The organism is Breznakibacter xylanolyticus, assembly GCF_003254275.1.
GTDB classification, from domain to species: Bacteria; Bacteroidota; Bacteroidia; order Bacteroidales; family Marinilabiliaceae; genus Breznakibacter; species Breznakibacter xylanolyticus.
Genome location: NZ_QKZK01000053.1, coordinates 1 through 17,820, shown reverse-complemented (window position 1 = coordinate 17,820; position 17,820 = coordinate 1). Strand labels below are relative to the sequence as shown.

Annotated in this window: 13 protein-coding genes, 1 tRNA gene and 1 rRNA gene; 13 read left to right on the top strand and 2 right to left on the bottom strand. The window is 40.0% G+C overall.

The features are described from left to right. Together rrf and LX69_RS16635 are read left to right on the top strand one after the other, a co-directional pair. Positions 1–95, top strand: a 5S ribosomal RNA gene (gene rrf, locus LX69_RS16640); the annotation flags it as partial. A 599-nt stretch (positions 96–694) separates the two neighbouring features. Next, a tRNA-Arg gene (locus LX69_RS16635) sits at positions 695–771 on the top strand. Positions 772–815: 44 nt separating this feature from the next. Here the strand turns inward: LX69_RS16635 and LX69_RS16630 are convergent. Continuing rightward, positions 816–2,132 carry a DNA recombination protein RmuC gene (locus LX69_RS16630; RefSeq protein ID WP_111447165.1) on the bottom strand — a complete coding sequence of 439 codons (1,317 nt, stop codon included), beginning with the start codon at positions 2,130–2,132 and terminating at the stop codon, positions 816–818. A 354-nt stretch (positions 2,133–2,486) separates the two neighbouring features. Here LX69_RS16630 and LX69_RS16625 point away from each other — a divergent pair, with 354 nt between their 5' ends. Continuing rightward, the gene (locus LX69_RS16625) at positions 2,487–3,722 is read left to right on the top strand and encodes a tyrosine-type recombinase/integrase (protein WP_111447164.1); all 1,236 of its coding nucleotides are present in this window, start codon (positions 2,487–2,489) and stop codon (positions 3,720–3,722) included. 15 nt (positions 3,723–3,737) lie between these two features. Here LX69_RS16625 and LX69_RS16620 read toward each other — a convergent pair whose 3' ends face one another. After that, on the bottom strand, positions 3,738–4,166 hold the full coding sequence (locus LX69_RS16620; RefSeq protein ID WP_111447163.1) for a hypothetical protein: 429 nt from the start codon (positions 4,164–4,166) through the stop codon (positions 3,738–3,740). 398 nt (positions 4,167–4,564) lie between these two features. On the opposite strand from LX69_RS16620, the gene LX69_RS16615 reads away from it, so the two are divergent. The 10 genes from LX69_RS16615 to LX69_RS16570 all read left to right on the top strand — a co-directional run. Continuing rightward, positions 4,565–6,103, top strand: coding sequence for a class I SAM-dependent DNA methyltransferase (locus LX69_RS16615; RefSeq protein ID WP_111447162.1), 1,539 nt, complete (start codon positions 4,565–4,567; stop codon positions 6,101–6,103). Next, entirely contained in the window at positions 6,100–7,656 is a 1,557-nt protein-coding gene (locus tag LX69_RS16610) for an RNA-binding domain-containing protein (RefSeq protein ID WP_111447161.1), read from the top strand. The genes LX69_RS16615 and LX69_RS16610 overlap by 4 nt, the downstream gene beginning before the upstream one ends. After that, positions 7,653–8,987, top strand: a complete 1,335-nt coding sequence (locus tag LX69_RS16605) for a restriction endonuclease subunit S (protein WP_111447160.1) — start codon at positions 7,653–7,655, stop codon at positions 8,985–8,987. Before LX69_RS16610 ends, LX69_RS16605 begins: the two co-directional genes overlap by 4 nt. Positions 8,988–8,995: 8 nt before the next feature. Beyond that, entirely contained in the window at positions 8,996–10,192 is a 1,197-nt protein-coding gene (locus LX69_RS16600; protein ID WP_111447159.1) for an SIR2 family protein, read from the top strand. Next, positions 10,185–12,047 (top strand): ATP-binding protein, encoded by a 1,863-nt coding sequence (locus LX69_RS16595; protein WP_111447158.1) that lies wholly within the window; start codon positions 10,185–10,187, stop codon positions 12,045–12,047. Before LX69_RS16600 ends, LX69_RS16595 begins: the two co-directional genes overlap by 8 nt. A gap of 23 nt (positions 12,048–12,070) precedes the next feature. Then, positions 12,071–15,307 (top strand): type I restriction endonuclease subunit R, encoded by a 3,237-nt coding sequence (locus LX69_RS16590; protein WP_111447157.1) that lies wholly within the window; start codon positions 12,071–12,073, stop codon positions 15,305–15,307. A gap of 27 nt (positions 15,308–15,334) precedes the next feature. After that, positions 15,335–16,375 carry a hypothetical protein gene (locus LX69_RS16585; protein ID WP_111447156.1) on the top strand — a complete coding sequence of 347 codons (1,041 nt, stop codon included), beginning with the start codon at positions 15,335–15,337 and terminating at the stop codon, positions 16,373–16,375. A gap of 104 nt (positions 16,376–16,479) precedes the next feature. After that, positions 16,480–16,809 carry a helix-turn-helix domain-containing protein gene (locus LX69_RS16580; RefSeq protein WP_111447155.1) on the top strand — a complete coding sequence of 110 codons (330 nt, stop codon included), beginning with the start codon at positions 16,480–16,482 and terminating at the stop codon, positions 16,807–16,809. After that, positions 16,806–17,135 carry a hypothetical protein gene (locus LX69_RS16575; protein WP_111447154.1) on the top strand — a complete coding sequence of 110 codons (330 nt, stop codon included), beginning with the start codon at positions 16,806–16,808 and terminating at the stop codon, positions 17,133–17,135. Before LX69_RS16580 ends, LX69_RS16575 begins: the two co-directional genes overlap by 4 nt. Positions 17,136–17,137: 2 nt before the next feature. Then, positions 17,138–17,820, top strand: a 683-nt coding sequence (locus LX69_RS16570) for an AAA family ATPase (protein WP_146260785.1), incomplete at its 3' end; no start/stop codon positions are given.

Below are 17,820 nucleotides of genomic sequence, written 5' to 3'. Positions count from 1 at the left end.
CAGGGGTTCCACCTCTTCCCATTCCGAACAGAGAAGTTAAGCCCTGCCGCGCCGATGGTACTGCATAGAAGTGGGAGAGTAGGTCGCCGCCGATTTTTAGAAAAGCCAGTTGAGTAATCAGCTGGCTTTTTTGCGTTGTAGACTTTTTTATCCGCGAAGTGCACGAGGGGATCAGGTAGAAAAAGTTTTTTTAACCGCGAATTACACGAATTACACGAATTATACGAATTCTTTGCTTCGCAATGCGTCGAAGACAACGATAGCTATGCTTCGCAAAGCGACTGCGTCGATTAGTACTAATGGAACGAATTGTTGCTCGGTGGGTCTTAGTGCCTTCTCGGGGGGCTCTGTGTAATGGTGGGTGACACAGAGGTGCACAGAGGGGGCACGGAGTTTTTTGTTGAGTTGGATTGGGGGCTTGATGTGAAGCCTGTTTGTGATGGGGTGCTGTTGGGTATTAGGCGTTAGGGATTGCAGCGGAAAGCCCGACCCGAAGGGGAACGCCCAGAAGAAGAGTTGAAAAGCTTAGAGTTGAGGAGTAAATGAGTTGATTAATAGATCGTTGGGTTAGACTTGTGTGATATTTGGAGTGAATGATTTGATTGCTACCTAAATGACGTGAAGTGAGTAAATAAAGCGCATAGAAAATTGATATAGCAGGAAAATTTCCTATCTTTGCACCGCTAAAAATGATGGTCCGGTAGCTCAGCTGGATAGAGCAGCAGCCTTCTAAGCTGCGGGTCATGGGTTCGAATCCCGTCCGGATCACCAAATAAATAAAGGCCTTACAGAGATGTGAGGCCTTTATTTATTTTCTAATTGAGCTCCGAATTGCCATCCAGTATTTTGATGCTTTCCGAAGTAGGCAATTCCTCAATCTGTTTGAGTTTTGAGAGCATCATTTTGGTGCGAGTGCCCACCAGTGTGTCGAGTTCGTTGTTGGCTTCGGTGATTTTTCGTTGTGCTTTCTCCAGCACTAGGCCAAACTTGCCAAACTCAGATTTAACGGCTCCCAATATTTGCCAAACTTCGCTGCTACGTTTTTGTATTGCCAAGGTTTTAAAACCCATTTGCAGGCTGTTGAGCATGGCTGCCAGGGTGGTGGGGCCGGTGACAATGATTTTGTAATCGCGCTGAAGGAGGGTGACCAATTCCGGCTGACGCACCACTTCGGCAAACAGCCCTTCGATGGGCAGGAACATGATGCCGAAATCGGTGGTGTGTGGGGGAGCGAGGTACTTGTCACGAATGTCGCGGGCAAATTTTTTGATGGCTTGGGTGAGTGCTTTATTGGCTGTGTCGATGGCAGAAGTGTCGCCCAGGTCGTAAGCGGTTTGAAGACGGAGGTAATCTTCCTGCGGGAATTTGGCATCGATAGGCAGGTAGACCATTTGACCGTTGTCGTCGCGGCCTGGTAATTTGATGGCATATTCAACCATGTCGTTGGCGCCTGGGCGTGTTTTGACGTTGGCTTCGTATTGTTCGGGAGCCATGATTTGTTCCAGTATGTTTCCCAGTTGAATCTCCCCCAGGATGCCTCGTGTTTTGACGTTACTGAGCACTCTTTTGAGGTCGCCCACGCCGTTGGCCAGGAGGTGCATTTCGCCTAATCCTTTTTGAACGGCTTCCAGGCGTTCGCTAACCAGCTTGAAGGATTGTCCCAGGCGTTCTTCCAATGTTTTATGAAGCTTTTCATCGACGGTTTCGCGCATTTTTTCAAGTCTAAGCTCGGTGGCTTTCACTAGGTCGTCTTGTTTGATGGCCATGGCATCAAATTTTTGGCGTTGAAGGTCGTTGAATTCTTTGACGTTCGAGGTAAACGTTTCGCTAAAAATTTGGAGTGATCGTGTAAGTTCGTCGCGATTATCTTTGGCGTTTACATTGAAGTGGTGGCTGATTTGCGTTAATTTTTCATCGAGCTTTTGGGTGAGGGTGTTCAATCCGTTTGACAGTTCTTCGCGGTTTTGCTTTAAAGCGACAGCTAATTCCGTGCGATTATCCCTGAGTTCGCGTTGTAGAAGGAGTTGAATAGAATCGGTGATTGGCTTGACATCCGCGCGGGTTGTCTTTGACAGGAGAATAATAACGAGAACGAGGGTCAGGCTTGACAGGGCGATGACAATAATTTCCATGGTGACGATTTTGTTGGGTACAAAGTTCGTCGGTTTGATTGACAATGTGTGTCAGAGAATGGAAAAAGTTTTCTCGGATGATGGCGCATCCGAAATTGGTGTGGAAGTTGCGAATAAAAAAAGACCTACAAGTTTTTAAGTCTTGTAGGTCTTTTTTGTTTTAAGTACCGAGAGGCGGGCTTGAACCGCCGACCTCATGATTATGAATCACTTTTTGTGTGTTTTGTCTGTTTTTGATAAATTTGTAAAAGCAATGATATATAGGTATTTAAGGTTGTTTTAATTTGTATGTTTTTTGCGTTATTTGTCGTTTTTTAGTAGGTTTGTATGTTAAAATGTATGTCCCTAAAAAATATGAATAGAAACGTTTCTACAGCCATTATCCTTGATAAGCGTAAAGTTCGGAAAGACAATAAATGTCTTGTGCGACTTCGGATTACTTATGAACGAGTTCAGAAGTATTACTCGACAGCTTTTGTTCTATCTGAAAAGGAGTTCGATGATGTTATGTCTGTAAGACCCAAGGGTGAATTCAAGGACATCAAACTGAAACTATCTGCAATTGAAGAACATGCTTTAGACATTATAAAAAACATGCCCGAATTCAGCTTTGACATTTTTGAAAAGCTGTTTAGAAATCCACGAGGTACAGTAACTCTAGCTTCATATTATAATCATTACATTACAGAGTTGAAGAAAGAGGGGCGAGCCGGAACAGTTCAGAATTACCAATCAAGTATTAATTCATTAAAGAAATACTCGGGTAAGAAGGAGCTTCAATTTAAAGATATTACGCCTACTTTTTTATTGTTATACGAAAACTGGATGCTAAGAGAAGGGCATTCTATAAGTACAGTTGGAATATACATACGCCCTCTTCGTTCAATATTTAACAAGGCAATTAGGGAGAAGGCGATATCCGAATTGATTTACCCTTTTGGAAAAGACAAGTATCAAATACCCGCAGGTCGGAATATAAAAAAGGCATTAAATCTTTCTGATATTGAGAAGATTTATAATTATCCATCATTGCCGTTTAGTGCAGAAGACAGAGCAAAGGATATCTGGTTTTTTAGTTATTTGTGTAATGGAATTAATGTGAAAGATATTTGCAGACTGAAATACAAAAATGTGAATTTTTCAGATGGTAGTATTTCATTTATTCGAGCCAAAACCGAAAGAACAAAGAGGTCTAATATAAAGCCTATTGTAGGTATAATAACTGACGAGGTGAAAGACATTATTGACAAGTGGGGAAACAAGCCCATTTTATCTAATACCTATGTTTTCCCATTGTTAACAGAAGGATTAAGTCCAGAGGAAGAATTCGCGCGGATCAGGCAGGTGACCAAAACCATCAATAAGTATATGAAGCGCATTGCGGAGGAGTTAAAAATGAAGCTTCCGGTTACGACCTATACAGCCCGTCACAGTTATTCTACAATTTTAAAACAGTCAGGTGCTTCAATAGAGTATATCTCAGAAAGTCTTGGCCATAGTGATTTGAAAACGACTGAAAACTATTTGGATAGTTTTGATTTAGAATCAAAGAGAGAAGTGGTTAAGAAATTGTTAGATTTTAAAAAATAAGGATACCTCTATCTGTTAATCTCCTTTGCTAATAGTCACTTCAAGCGTCTCACACACATCTTCCTGTCCGAAATACCCCAATAGATTCATGGCCATATTCTCCCAATTATAGACCTCTCCATGTTCCTCTGTTTCGTCGGCTGAACATTTGTATTCATAAGCGGAGTACCAATCACTGCCAGAATCGGGATAATAGGCCACATTGTATTGCGACATGGAAAATTGCCACCCGTTATACTCAATATCGATGTAAGTAGATTCGCCCCCATACGACAAGCGAATGCCAAATTGGAACGTGAATCGGGGCGATGGCTTTTTCATCCATCGGATGGCGCTGTCGAGCAACTTGAATTCGTCGCGTTTAAAAGGCATATTTTGCGACACATGCTCTAGTACGTTGAGACAGGCACGTTGGTGGTCGGAAGGGATGATGAGTTTGCTCATGGTAGGTATTTTTTAATGATTTGAAACAGTCAGAATCATAAACTCAATTTAGACATAAGTTTCCATATTAAAAAATATCATCACTTAAAATTTCTTTCATCATAACTCATCCATTTCTGTAGCGACAAACTTTTTTAATCCAACAAGCACATCTGATTATAGACACACAAATTATGAAGGCAAATCAACTGGATGAATTGTCAGAAACAAAAAGAGAAACAATATAAAATTGTTGATTATTATATGATTCAATTGACCCAAATACCCGTATATTTTTATAATTTCGACGCTAGCTGTCAAAGCGAAATGAAATATTTACCACCAAGTCCTTTGGCAATTAGCAATTCTCTTTAAACAACAGAAATAGACAATCTCAGATATTTAATTGATAGATTTAAATGGCAAAAACGAACGGAAACGGAGCAGAGGAAAAGCTTGAACAGAAGCTTTGGAAAACAGCCGATAAATTGCGTAAAAACATTGATGCAGCCGAATACAAGCATGTGGTATTGGGCTTGATCTTCCTGAAATATATCTCGGATGCTTTTAGCGAGTTACACAACAAATTAGTTGCCGGTGAAGGCGATTATGCCGGAGCTGACCCAGAAGACAAGGATGAATACGGTGCTGAGAATGTGTTTTTTGTTCCTGAAAATGCTCGATGGTCATACATTCAATCGCAAGCAAAAATGCCAAACATTGGTAAGTTGATTGACGATGCCATGGATTTGATAGAGGCCGATAATGCAACGTTGAAAGGCATCTTGCCAAAAACATACGGTCGTTCAAACCTCGACCCTCAAACCTTGGGTGGATTGATTGACACCATTGGCACCATTGCTTTGGGCGATGAAAAAGCCAAAAGCCAGGATGTGCTGGGGCGTGTGTATGAATATTTCTTAGGACAGTTTGCTTTGGCCGAAGGTCAGAAAGGTGGACAGTTCTACACACCTGAAAGCATTGTGAAACTTCTGGTTGAAATGCTTGAACCTTATAAAGGCCGAGTTTATGATCCCTGTTGTGGTTCCGGTGGTATGTTTGTGCAAAGTGAAAAATTCATCGAAAGCCATCAAGGACGTTTGGATGATATTTCGGTGTATGGACAGGAAAGCAACCAAACCACCTATCGATTGTGCCGAATGAACTTGGCCATTCGTGGTATTGATGGCTCAAACATTAAATGGAATACCGAAGGTTCGTTTTTGAACAATGCCCATAAAGACCTGAAAGCTGATTACATCATTGCCAATCCTCCGTTTAACGTGAGCGATTGGAGTGGTGAGTTACTACGTGACGATGCCCGCTGGCAATATGGCATTCCTCCAGCCGGAAATGCCAACTTTGGCTGGGTGCAGCACTTCTTGTATCACTTAAAACCCGATGGCGGACATGCCGGATTCGTTTTGGCAAATGGCTCATTAAGTTCCAATACAGGAGGCGAAGGAGACATACGCCAAAAGTTAGTGGAGAACGACTTGGTAGAATGTATTGTCATGCTGCCCAAAGCACTGTTCTTCAATACAGGTATTCCGGCCTGTTTATGGTTTTTGCGTCGTGGCAAGAAGAAACGCCATGGTGAAGTGCTGTTTATTGATGCTTCGGAATTGGGTTATATGATTGACCGCAAAAACCGTACTTTTGCCCCCGAAGACATTAGCAAAGTAGCTGACACGTACCACAACTGGCTCAACAGCAAAGAAGCCTATCAGGATGAAAAAGGTTTTTGCAAATCAGCAAGCCTTAATGATATACAGAAACACAAATTTGTTCTTACTCCGGGTCGTTATGTTGGCATACCCGATGAAGAAGATGACGGCATCCCGTTTCAGGAAAAGGTAGATACATTGACTTCCCGATTGCGTGAACAAATGGAGCAAGCCCAAAAGCTTGACCAAGAAATTAAAACACAACTGGCTAAAATCGGGATAACATTATGATGTTGGTAGAGCAGATTAAACAGGGCGAAAGCAAAACGCTCGAATTAAAAGAGGTTTTGCCTAAAAACGATGCCATTGCCAAAACCGTCATTGCTTTTTCCAATACGAGCGGTGGTAAACTGATCATTGGCGTAAATGATAACCGAGAGATTGTTGGCATTGACGACAACGAGCTTTTCGATTTGCAGGACAAAATTGCCTCCATCATTGCCGATAATTGTTCTCCGGGAATCATGCCCGAAATATACAGCGTAAACATCGACGGCAAACTGGTATTGGTGATTGAAGTGGTGCGTGGCAACTTGAAGCCCTACTTCCTCAAAAGCCAAGGCAAAGCCGATGGCACTTATGTGCGCATTGGAGCCACCAACCGGGTTGCCGATTTAGATGTTATTGCCGAACTGGAACGCCAAAAACGTCACATCAGTTTCGATGAAGAGATTTGTTACGATACAACTTTGCAAGAGCTTGATTTAAGCCCGCTGTACCAAAGGTTCGAGAGCATTGGCAAACCATTGACCCATGACAAACTCCGAAACCTGAAACTGATTAATCCCGATAACGACAAAGAGTATCCAACCAATGCCTTGATGATTCTGTTGGGCAAGTTTCCCCATTGCACCGTAAAATGTGCAAGGTTTAAAGGCACCACCATGTCGGTTTTTACCGATAAAAAAGAGTATGGTGGCGATATCTTCACGATACTCGAAAACACCCAAAGCTTTGTTTTGAACCACATAAACCTGAAAGGTGAAATAAAAGGGCTTTACCGCACCGACACTTACGAAATACCGGTTCCTGCTTTGCGCGAAGCCTTGATTAATGCCATGGTACACCGCGATTACGTGAACCAAGGCCGTGATATTAAAGTGGGCATTTACGATGACATTGTAAACATTGTATCTCCGGGTGGCTTGCCCCACAGCATTACCATGGAAGACGTTTTTAACGGACGCAGCGAAGCTCGTAACCGTGTGGTTGCTCATATTTTTAAAGAATTAGGTTTGATTGAACAATGGGGCAGCGGAATCAATCGGATTATTAGAGTTTGTGAAGAATCGGGATTGGAAAGCCCCAAGATTGAAGAGAAAAACGACTTCTTCGATGTGGAAATGATTCGTCCACGGCCGAATACGAACGAATACGAGCGATTAGCGAACGATAAACAGCCCGAGTTGAACACCGAAAAGCCCGAGTGGCAGCCAGAGTTACAGCAGGAGTTGAAAATATTGATGTATAATGGATTAGAAAAAGAACAGCAAGAGTTGCAGCAGGAGTTTAAAGATAGACAGCCTGAGTTGCAGCCTGAGTCTTTGTACGCAGCCTTAGTACTCAAGCTGGCAGAAAACAACTTATCAAAACAAGGTTTGGCCGATGCGTTAGGACATAAAAGCATTTCTGGGCAATTAAAAGCTGTAATTAATAAGCTGTTAGACGACCAATTAATTGAATGGACGATACCCGATATACCCAACAGTTCTAAACAAAAGTACAAGCTAACCAAACGAGGCTTGGCTTTTTATGCTTTGGTAAGAAAGGAGGGTGTGAAATGAGCGAGTGGAAGAAACTTACAATCGGAGAAACATGCTTAGTTGGCGATGGAGCTCATGCAAAGGTTAAACGAGTTGCAGAAGGAATTCTTTATTTAACTGCAAAGAATTTTAATAGAGGTGAATTAAAACTTGATGACATAGATTTTATATCAGAGGAAGATTATGAGAAATTGTTTTCAAAAAAATCAAAAGCTGTTACAAGACCGCAAGAAAATGATATTTTGATGGGAATCATTGGCTCATTTGGGAATGCTTATAGATATAAGGCTAATGATTCTTTTGGAATATCAAGTTCGGTTGCAATATTAAGACCAGATACAAGCTTGATACATCCAATGTTTCTTGAATATCAGATAAATAGTAAATCATTTCAGAAAATTCATGAGGCTTTTAGTAGTGGTTCTGTTCAAGGTTATTCCAATATACCGACTATCAAGACAATGCCAATTAGTGTTCCTCCAATTGATGAACAAATATTAATTGCAGAACTAATTGGCTATCTCAACCAAAAAATCATCCTCCTCCGCCAACAAAACCAAGACTTAGAAGAACTGGCGCAAACCCTTTTTAAACGTTGGTTTGTGGAGTTTGAGTTCCCTGTTGAGGTAAAAGGTAAAACGGAAAAGGTAATAGATTGCGATGACGACGAAAACCTTTTACCTATTACCTCTAACTTTTTAACTTACAAGAGTTCGGGCGGTAAAATGGTAGAGAGTGAGTTGGGGGAGATACCGGAGGGGTGGAGATTGTCATATATTGGCGAAAACATTGAAACTATTGGAGGAGGAACACCTTCAACGACAGAATCTGCTTTTTGGGAAGATGGTGAATTATTGTGGTACTCACCCACGGACTTGACTAAAGAAAACAGCATGTTTTCAAATGGTTCAACCAAGAAGATTACTGAGTTAGGTTTACAAAAAAGTTCCGCAAAACTCTTTCCAGCATATTCCCTACTAATGACAAGTAGGGCTACGGTAGGCGTGTTAACAATCAATACTCATGAGGCCTGTACAAATCAAGGTTTTATTACATTAATTCCGAATAGTAATTTATCAATTGGCTTCTTGTATAATTGGTTGAAGTCAAAACTCAAAACGGTGCATAACTTGGCTTCTGGAAGTACATTTCCAGAGATTAGTAAGACTGATTTTAGGAATATTGAGGTTCTTCTAGCAACACCGTACGTGCATTCACAATTTGACAAGTCTATAATGCCGATTTTTAAATCAATAGAAAATAACACCAAAGAAATCCAAACCCTCACCCAATTACGTGACACGTTGTTGCCGAAGTTAATGAGTGGAGAATTAAGAGTTAATTCAAAATAGCACATAATATGGGGTACGAAGAGATTAAAAAAGTTATTGAAAGTTGTCACTTGAATTTTTTAATTGGTTCAGGTGCTTCTACACCATTCTTAGGTACGTTAAGTGATATTGAAACACTACTTACTGATTTGTCAAAGAAAGAGAATGATGATAATAAGAAAATTGTGGATGCTTCAATAAAAAAGCACTATTATGATGTGGCTATAAAAGGCAATTCTGAAATTGATTCGAAAAATGAAAATAAGAAACTAGATACTGTAAAAATCGCGTACTCAAATTTTATTTCTGCGATAAATATTATTCTCACAAAAAGGAAAACTAATCTTGTAACCAAACAAGCAAATTTGTTTACAACAAACATGGACTTATTACTTGACTATACCTTGGAAAACCAAAAAATTGCATTTAATGATGGTTTTTCAGGACGAATGAATCCTGTTTATGGTACTGAAAACTTTCACAATTCTATTCGCAAAACCAGCACCCATTATGAATTCCAATCAGAAATACCACTTTTTAATGTGTTTAAGCTACATGGTAGTGTCAATTGGAAATTGAATAATGGCAAAATAACTTATGACTACGGCAATACAATACTCAATAAAATCAACTCCTTATCTATCAATTCAAATGACTTTCTACCGGTTGTATATGCTTCAAGCGAAAAGGACAAGGGTGGAAATAATATATGGAAGTGTTACACGGTAGATGAATTGTACAAGAATATAAAAACTGAAAAAATCACAAAAAATGACTCGCACTCACTTTTTTTAGAAGCTTATGATGAGCTACAAATGGTGAATCCCACCAAACAAAAGTTTGAAATAACCACTCAAGATGTTGTGTTTTATGAATTATTGAGGATGTATTCAAATCATTTGGAAAGAGAGAACTCGGTACTATTCGTTTTTGGATTTTCATTTGCCGATGAACATATACGAGAAATTACAAAAAGAGTAGCAGCTTCAAACCCAACATTACTAATCTTAATTTTTGCATATGATTTAAAATCCAAAGAAAGCATCCAAAGAGAAATTCCTACATCTGCTAATGTGAAAATCATATTTGATGCAGAGGAAAATATGAAATACTCATTAGACACAATTAATCTTCATTTCTTCACCAAATTAGCTAACGAACTCGAAGGAAATTCCAAAGAAGAAACTTTTGAAAATGAAGAACATAAAACTGTAGAAAATGAATGAACTTAATGCAGTTTTAAAAATAGGAAATGTACATTCCGTTAAAGGCCGAAAAGTTGATGTAATAGTTGATAAAAGTAAAAACGCGTCTCATTTATTGTATAATGGAGATATAATAAAGAATGTTTCGGTTGGAGGATATATTAAGATAACGAAAGGATTTGAAGAGCTTGTTGGTAAAATAGAAGGAGAATTTATTTCGACAGATAAGTCACTTGAAAGAAAAGAATATGCCCATAATAGAGATAAAATAAGTAGGGTTCTTAATGTCAGTTTAGTTGGCTACTTTGATAAGTTGAAATTTAAACAAGGCATCAAAGAGTTACCTTTAATTGAGAACGAATGCTACCTGCTTACACAAGACGAGTTTAATCGGGTTCATCATTTCATAAAGGATATTAATGGTGTGCCTGATATACCTATAAGAATAGGGTCATTAGCAAGTGAAAAAGGGAAAGAAATTTCTGTAGGTGTTAATAGTTTATTCGCAAGTCATATTGGGATTTTTGGAAACACAGGTAGCGGCAAATCATATACACTAGCAGGTCTCTACCACAAATTATTCAAAGCCTATCAAAATAAATCTGGTTTTAAAGCGAATGCCAAATTTGTAATTATTGATTTCAATGGAGAGTATCTGAATGGTGATGAAAATGACAACATTATAACAACGTTTGAGAATAAAAACCTTTACAAACTTTCAACCCGTAAACAAACACATAAAAAATACCCAATATCAGAAGAAGAAATTAATGACATTGATTTTTGGTCAATATTCCTTACAGCTACCGAAAAGACACAAAAGCCTTTTATAAAGAGGGCTTTAAGTAATGATTTCTACTTTAGCCGATTTAATAATGAATCTGATTTTAGATACGCATTATCTTCTATGTTGGAATCTTTAATTACTAACAAAGTAGATAAAGGAGATATTATCCAATTCATTTATGATGTCTCAAATTCTGTTAGTGCTATTTGCTTGGAGCCTTTAATTCAAGAATATCAACAAAGCCTGCATTGGCATAGTTCGAGCGATAAGTATTATTACGAAGCCAATAATGTGAAGACATATCTAGAGAATTTTGACTTTAACAATGGAATACCAGTTAATACAATAAACAGACTTGCAATAAATACTGCTAGTATAACCTATCTTGAAAAAATCAGACTTCGTATTGTCTTCCAATTTTATAATGAAATAGCTCGATTCAATCTAAATACAGAGCATATTTCGCCTTTAATGAAAAGGCTTAAAACAATTGAGCAATTAGATAGTGTAATTACTGTATCGTCAGAAATGAGTGATAATTTTTTAGATATAATATCATTATCGGATGTAAATACTTCAATGAAAAAGGTTCTCCCTTTGTTAATTTGCAAACAAATATATGATAAGAAAAAGCAAGAGCGCAACGACAAAAAATATCTAAACATCATTATTGATGAAGCGCATAATATACTATCCTACAGCTCTCAAAGGGAAAGTGAAACATGGAAGGATTATCGTCTAGAGACTTTTGAAGAAATAATAAAGGAGGGGCGTAAATTTGGTGTATTTTTAACGGTAGCAAGTCAAAGACCTTCCGATATATCAAGCACAATAATCTCCCAGTTGCATAATTACTTTTTACATCGACTAATTAACAATAAAGATATTGAAGCTGTGGAAAGGACTGTTTCATATTTAGACCAAGTATCTTTTGAAGCTTTATCAATTCTACCTACAGGAACATGTATTTTAGCAGGACTTAGTGCGCAAGTGCCAATTATTATTGAGATTGACAAAATAGATGAAGGTTTTGAACCGTATAATAAAACAATCAAACCAACCGATTACTGGGAAAATCCGGATGTATAGGAATCTACTGAAAAGTTATCATTATGACCAAAATAACCGAATCCGACATAGAATTCTGGGCAATTGAGGAACTTGAAGACCTTGGTTGGAACTACATTCATGGTGCCATCATTGCCCCCGATGGCGATAGTCCCGAACGCAGTACTTTTAGTGATGTCATCCTAAAAGGTCGTTTACAGCTAGCCATTGCCCGTAACAATCCGCATATTCCTTTGGATGCCCAACACGAGGCGATAAAGGTCATTGAACGCATTGCTTCACCGGAGTTAATGGTCAACAATCAGTTATTTCACGAGTTGCTAACCGAAGGTGTTCCGGTGGAGTATCGAAAAGATGGCATTCAGCGTGGCGACAGGGTTCAGTTGGTCAATTTTGTCAATCCCACACAGAACGATTTTTTGGTGGTGAACCAGTTTACCATCACGGATAAAGACGTTCGATCGAACGTCTCAACCAAACGCCCCGATTTACTACTGTTTGTAAACGGTTTGCCCTTGGTCATTTTTGAGCTGAAAAATGCGGTGGATGAAAACGCCACCCTGCATTCGGCTTACAAACAAATACAAACCTACAAAGATACCATCCCCAGTCTTTTCACTTTCAATACGTTTTGTGTCATCTCCGATGGAGTCGATGCAAAGGCCGGTTCATTGTCGGCAGGCTTCTCGCGTTATCTGGCATGGAAAACCAGTGACGGAGTTAAAGAAGCCTCTGTACTAACCAGTCAGCTGGAGGTTTTGATTAAAGGATTGGCCAATCCGGTTACGTTGATGGATTACATTCGGCATTTTATTGTATTTGAAGAGTCAGTACAGACGCATTATAATGCGTCTCAACAAGCCTTCACCACAATGACTACCATTAAAAAGGTAGCGGCTTATCACCAATACTATGCAGTCAATAAAGCCATTGAATCGGTTAAACGGGCATCGGGCAATCAGGGCGACCGAAAAGGCGGTGTGGTTTGGCATACACAGGGAAGCGGCAAGTCATTGTCCATGGTGTTTTTCAGCGGCAAATTGGTGCTTCAGCTCGATAACCCAACCATCCTGGTCATTACCGACCGTAATGACCTTGACGACCAGTTGTTCGAAACCTTTGTCTCTTCAAAACAACTGCTCCGTCAGGTTCCGGTACAGGCCGATAGCCGGGAAAACTTAAAAGAACTACTAAAAGTGGCATCCGGTGGAATTGTGTTTGCTACCATCCAGAAGTTTCAGCCCGATGGCGAAAACAACATCTACGAACTTTTATCCGACCGTACCAATATTGTGGTGGTAGCCGATGAAGCACACCGCACCCAATATGGATTCAAACCTAAATCTATTGATGTAAAGGATGATAAAGGCAATGTGATCGGCCAGCGTTTGGTCTATGGTTTTGCCAAATACATGCGTGATGCCTTGCCCAACGCCACTTACTTAGGGTTTACCGGAACTCCGGTGGAATCGACCGATAACAATACCCCAGCGGTTTTTGGCAATTATGTTGACATTTACGACATCGCCCAAGCGGTTGAAGATGGAGCTACCGTCCCCATTTACTATGAAAGCCGGTTAGTGAAAATCAATTTGTCGGAAGAAGGACAAAAATTAATTCAAGAATTGGACGAGGAGTTAGACTCGTTAGAGACGCCTCAAGAGGCGTCTAAAGCCAAATGGACTAAAGTAGAAGCCATTGTGGGCAGTCCTGCCCGTTTAAAAAAGATTGCCGAGGACATTGTGTTTCATTACGAGGAGCGCAGTAACAACGGCCTCGATGGCAAAGCCATGGTCGTGACCATGAGCCGTCAGATAGCCGTTGATTTATATAACGAAATCATCAAAATTCGCCCCCATTGGCACAGTGATGATTTGGACAAAGGCGTTATCAAAGTGGTCATGACAGCTTCATCATCTGACGGTCCCGACATGATGAAACACCATACTTCAAAAGACCAACGCCGCACATTGGGCGACCGGATGAAGGACAATGCAGACCCAATGAAGCTGGTTATTGTCAGGGATATGTGGCTTACCGGATTCGATGCACCTAGCTTGCACACGTTGTATATCGACAAACCCATGAAAGGCCACAATCTGATGCAAGCCATTGCACGTGTAAACCGGGTTTACAAAGATAAGCCGGGCGGATTGGTGGTCGATTATTTTGGCATTGCTTCTGATTTAAAGCAAGCCCTCTCGTTTTATGCAGATAGTGGAGGTAAGGGCGATCCTGCCGAAGCGCAGGAAAAAGCAGTTCAACTGATGTTGGAAAAGCTGGAAGTTGTCTCTCAAATGTTCACCGAAAAGAGCGAATCACCCAACATCAACCTTCAAATGGTGGCCGAAGACCATGTGCTTTACGGTAAAAACTTTGCTTACGAAGATTATTTTGATGCTACCGTCAAGCAGAAGCTTGAAATCATCCTTTCGGCCGTTGAGCATGTACTAAGTTTAAAAGATGGAAAGAATCGTTATATCCGTGAGGTAACTGCATTATCAAAGGCTTTTGCAATAGCCCTGCCCCATGACGAGGCCATGGATGCCAAAGATGAGATTGCATTCTTTCAGGCCGTTAAAGCCCGCTTGATGAAATTTGAAACCCGAACAGGCGGTAAAACCGATTTTGAAATAGAAACGGCCATTAAGCAGGTTATTGACCAAGCCATCGTTTCGGAACAGGTTGTGGATATTTTTGATGCAGCAGGTATCAAAAAGCCAGAACTATCCATTTTGGATGATGAGTTTTTGGAAGAGATGCGCAACATGAAGCACAAGAATTTGGCATTGGAAGTGCTTAAAAAACTGTTAAACGATGAAATTAAAATCCGGTCAAAACACAACATTGTTCAAAGTCGCACCTTGATGGAGATGCTGGAATCATCCATTAAACGCTACCAAAACAACCTGATTAGTGCTGCCGAAATCATTCAGGAAATGATTGATTTGGCTAAAGAAATAAAGGAAGCCGACAAACGGGGCGAAAAGATGGGCTTATCGAAAGACGAGCTGGCTTTTTACGATGCCGTTGCCCAAAACCAAAGTGCCAAAGACCTTTTGGGTGATGACGTTTTATTGAAGCTGGCCAGAGTACTGGTAGAGCGAGTAAAAGAGAATGCCTCAATTGACTGGACGGTAAAAGAATCGGTAAAAAAGAAATTGAAAGTCATTGTCAAGCGAACCCTCCGCCAATATGGTTATCCGCCCGATTTGCAAAAACTGGCAACGGAAACGGTTTTAAGTCAGGCAGAGGCATTGGCGGATTTTTGGAATAACTGATGAAACTAACGTATTACGCAACCATCTATGAAAAACACTTATCTGAAAGGCTTCAATGAAGCATATGAAAAACTAGAAGCAGATTTGAAAGAACGCTATCCTCAAATCTCTTCTGCAAATTATTCAGTGTTCAAAGCACGATTTGTTCAAGAAAGACATTTAGATTTTAGTAATGAATTCTGTCAAGGATCGAGATATAAGGATGTGTTGCCTCAATTTGAAGCACTGTTATTTAAAGATGTCAAAGAAGTTGGTTTGCCGTCATTTGAAGAGTGCTATCATATATCGAAAAGCGAAATCATTGTTTCATATTCCCAAGGAGAGAATGGGAAAAAGTTGATAAACGATTTTTTTGAACATGGCGATGATCACATTGTCTATGATTTAGGTCGAATGGCTGCATGGAGCCTCTTTGGAATGAGAAGTTATGCTGTTTGTACATGGATCGATTATGTGGAAGAATCGGGTGAGCCTGTTATTCTGCAAAACAAAGATGGTATTGTATGTCTTTCTCCTCAATATACTTCTGTCCCTAAGTGTTTAATTGCATCAAAGTGTGGATTGATAAAACCGAAAAAGCTCGGAGACATTTGCAATAATGGAACTAATTTTAATCAAAAGGATTTAGGAATTTATTATTGTGAAGGTTGTGAGGCAATCGTTAAAGCATTGTATGATTATCTTATTGATGAAAAGTACATCTCCAATATCACATGGGAACAATTTTTCAGTCATTTTAATGGCGAAATTCCAGATGTAAAAATCAACTGGGGTGTAGATAAATATCTATTGATAAGGATACTTGATAAATTGCATCCGTATTTAAAGCATAGTTGTTATTGCATTAAGGGAGAGGCGATATCATTCTCATTTGAAGTAGCTCAACAACACTTTACAGTCTGTAACAAAGAGATAGGAACCAAAAACAGTTGGGAGGTAGCTCGAAGCAATATTAAACATGAAAAAGTCGATTTTCTCAATGTCAAAAAAATGGATAATTTCATTCAATCCCTTGAAAAGATTAAAAAAAATTCAAATAACGCAAAACTACAATCTGCTGTTTTGTAGTGTAATACAAGAAATTTCAAAAATAATTTATTAAGCTTCACTTAAGCTTAAGTGAAGCTTAAGTCCGCCTAATCTATTCTTGCATCATCAATTTAATTTTAAAAATGATGCAATTAAAAAATGACCAACCGCTCTATTCTCTCACAGTGGGAGAATACATCGAGCTTCATCAGTCTCTGGTGAATGTTATTCCATCAGCAAACTCTGTTGCTGAAAAAGAAAAAGACTTGCTGACGATCAGCGAGGCAGCCGACTATCTGGATCTGGCGGTTTCCACCCTCTATGCGATGAACAGTCGTCGGCAGATTCCATTTTCAAAAGTCCTTGGCAAGGTTTATTATCGGCGGTCAGTCCTCGATGAATGGTTAGCCAGTGGCGAACGCAAAACTACAGCCCAACTCAGTGCTGAAACAAGAAAGGAAGGTGAGCGATGACAGCTCCTTCACCACAAGACGTCCAATGGGCATTGGGTATTAATTTTCTGAATTTTAAAAATCTAGAAGATAGAATAAAAAGGTACGCCAATCAATCCAATGCTCAACAAGAGTATTTGAATAAATACAATCAGCAACTCTATCAATTCGATCAGGCAATCAGTATTATCGAATTTCAAAATCAGATTGTTGCTCCATTTTACCCCTCCATTATAAATGTAATGAAGATCGGTCGTGATGATCCTGAGTTGTACGCTGTCGATATGCAGTACATTATCCATCCAAGAAAGCCGAAAGGTAACCGGACGATCATTCGAATCAATTAACAATGGCATTTATCCCGGTTACTTTAGCTACGCCGATGATCGACAGGAATGCAACTCTTCCGTCAGTCGAAAACTTGGCGCCCATCCGAACAGCCAACGATCGGCTTAGGGATGCCATCAATGCCCCACCCATCAAAATGTTGTTGGGAAACATCTGGATGTCGGGCGAATTGCACCTGTTATTTGCCGATACAGGCGTTGGGAAATCGATTTTTGCAGTGGCCGTTGCCAATGCACTCTCGAAAGGTCGAAAGATGTTGATACTCGAAAACGAATGCAAACCGCTCACGGTATTGTACTACGATTTTGAGTTGAGCGATCGGCAATTTCTGACACGCTACTCCGACCTGAATGAAATTTATCCCTTCAGCAATCACCTGTATGTCGATAACATCGATTTTGCAGAGCTGATGAAAATGGGCGGTGGCAGCATTGAGCAGGTATTGTTTCAGAAAATGAGGTACGACATACAAAAGCTAAAGGCAGATGTCATGATCATCGACAACATCACTTATCTGAACACCCAAACGACCCAGAAAACAGACACGGCGTTGGATGTGATGCGCCAACTGATTGAAATCAAACGTGAATTCAATATGTCCATCCTTGTACTGGCACACACGCCCAAGATTGACTTGTCGTCACCGCTCACCATCAACAGTCTGGCCGGATCGAAACACCTGAG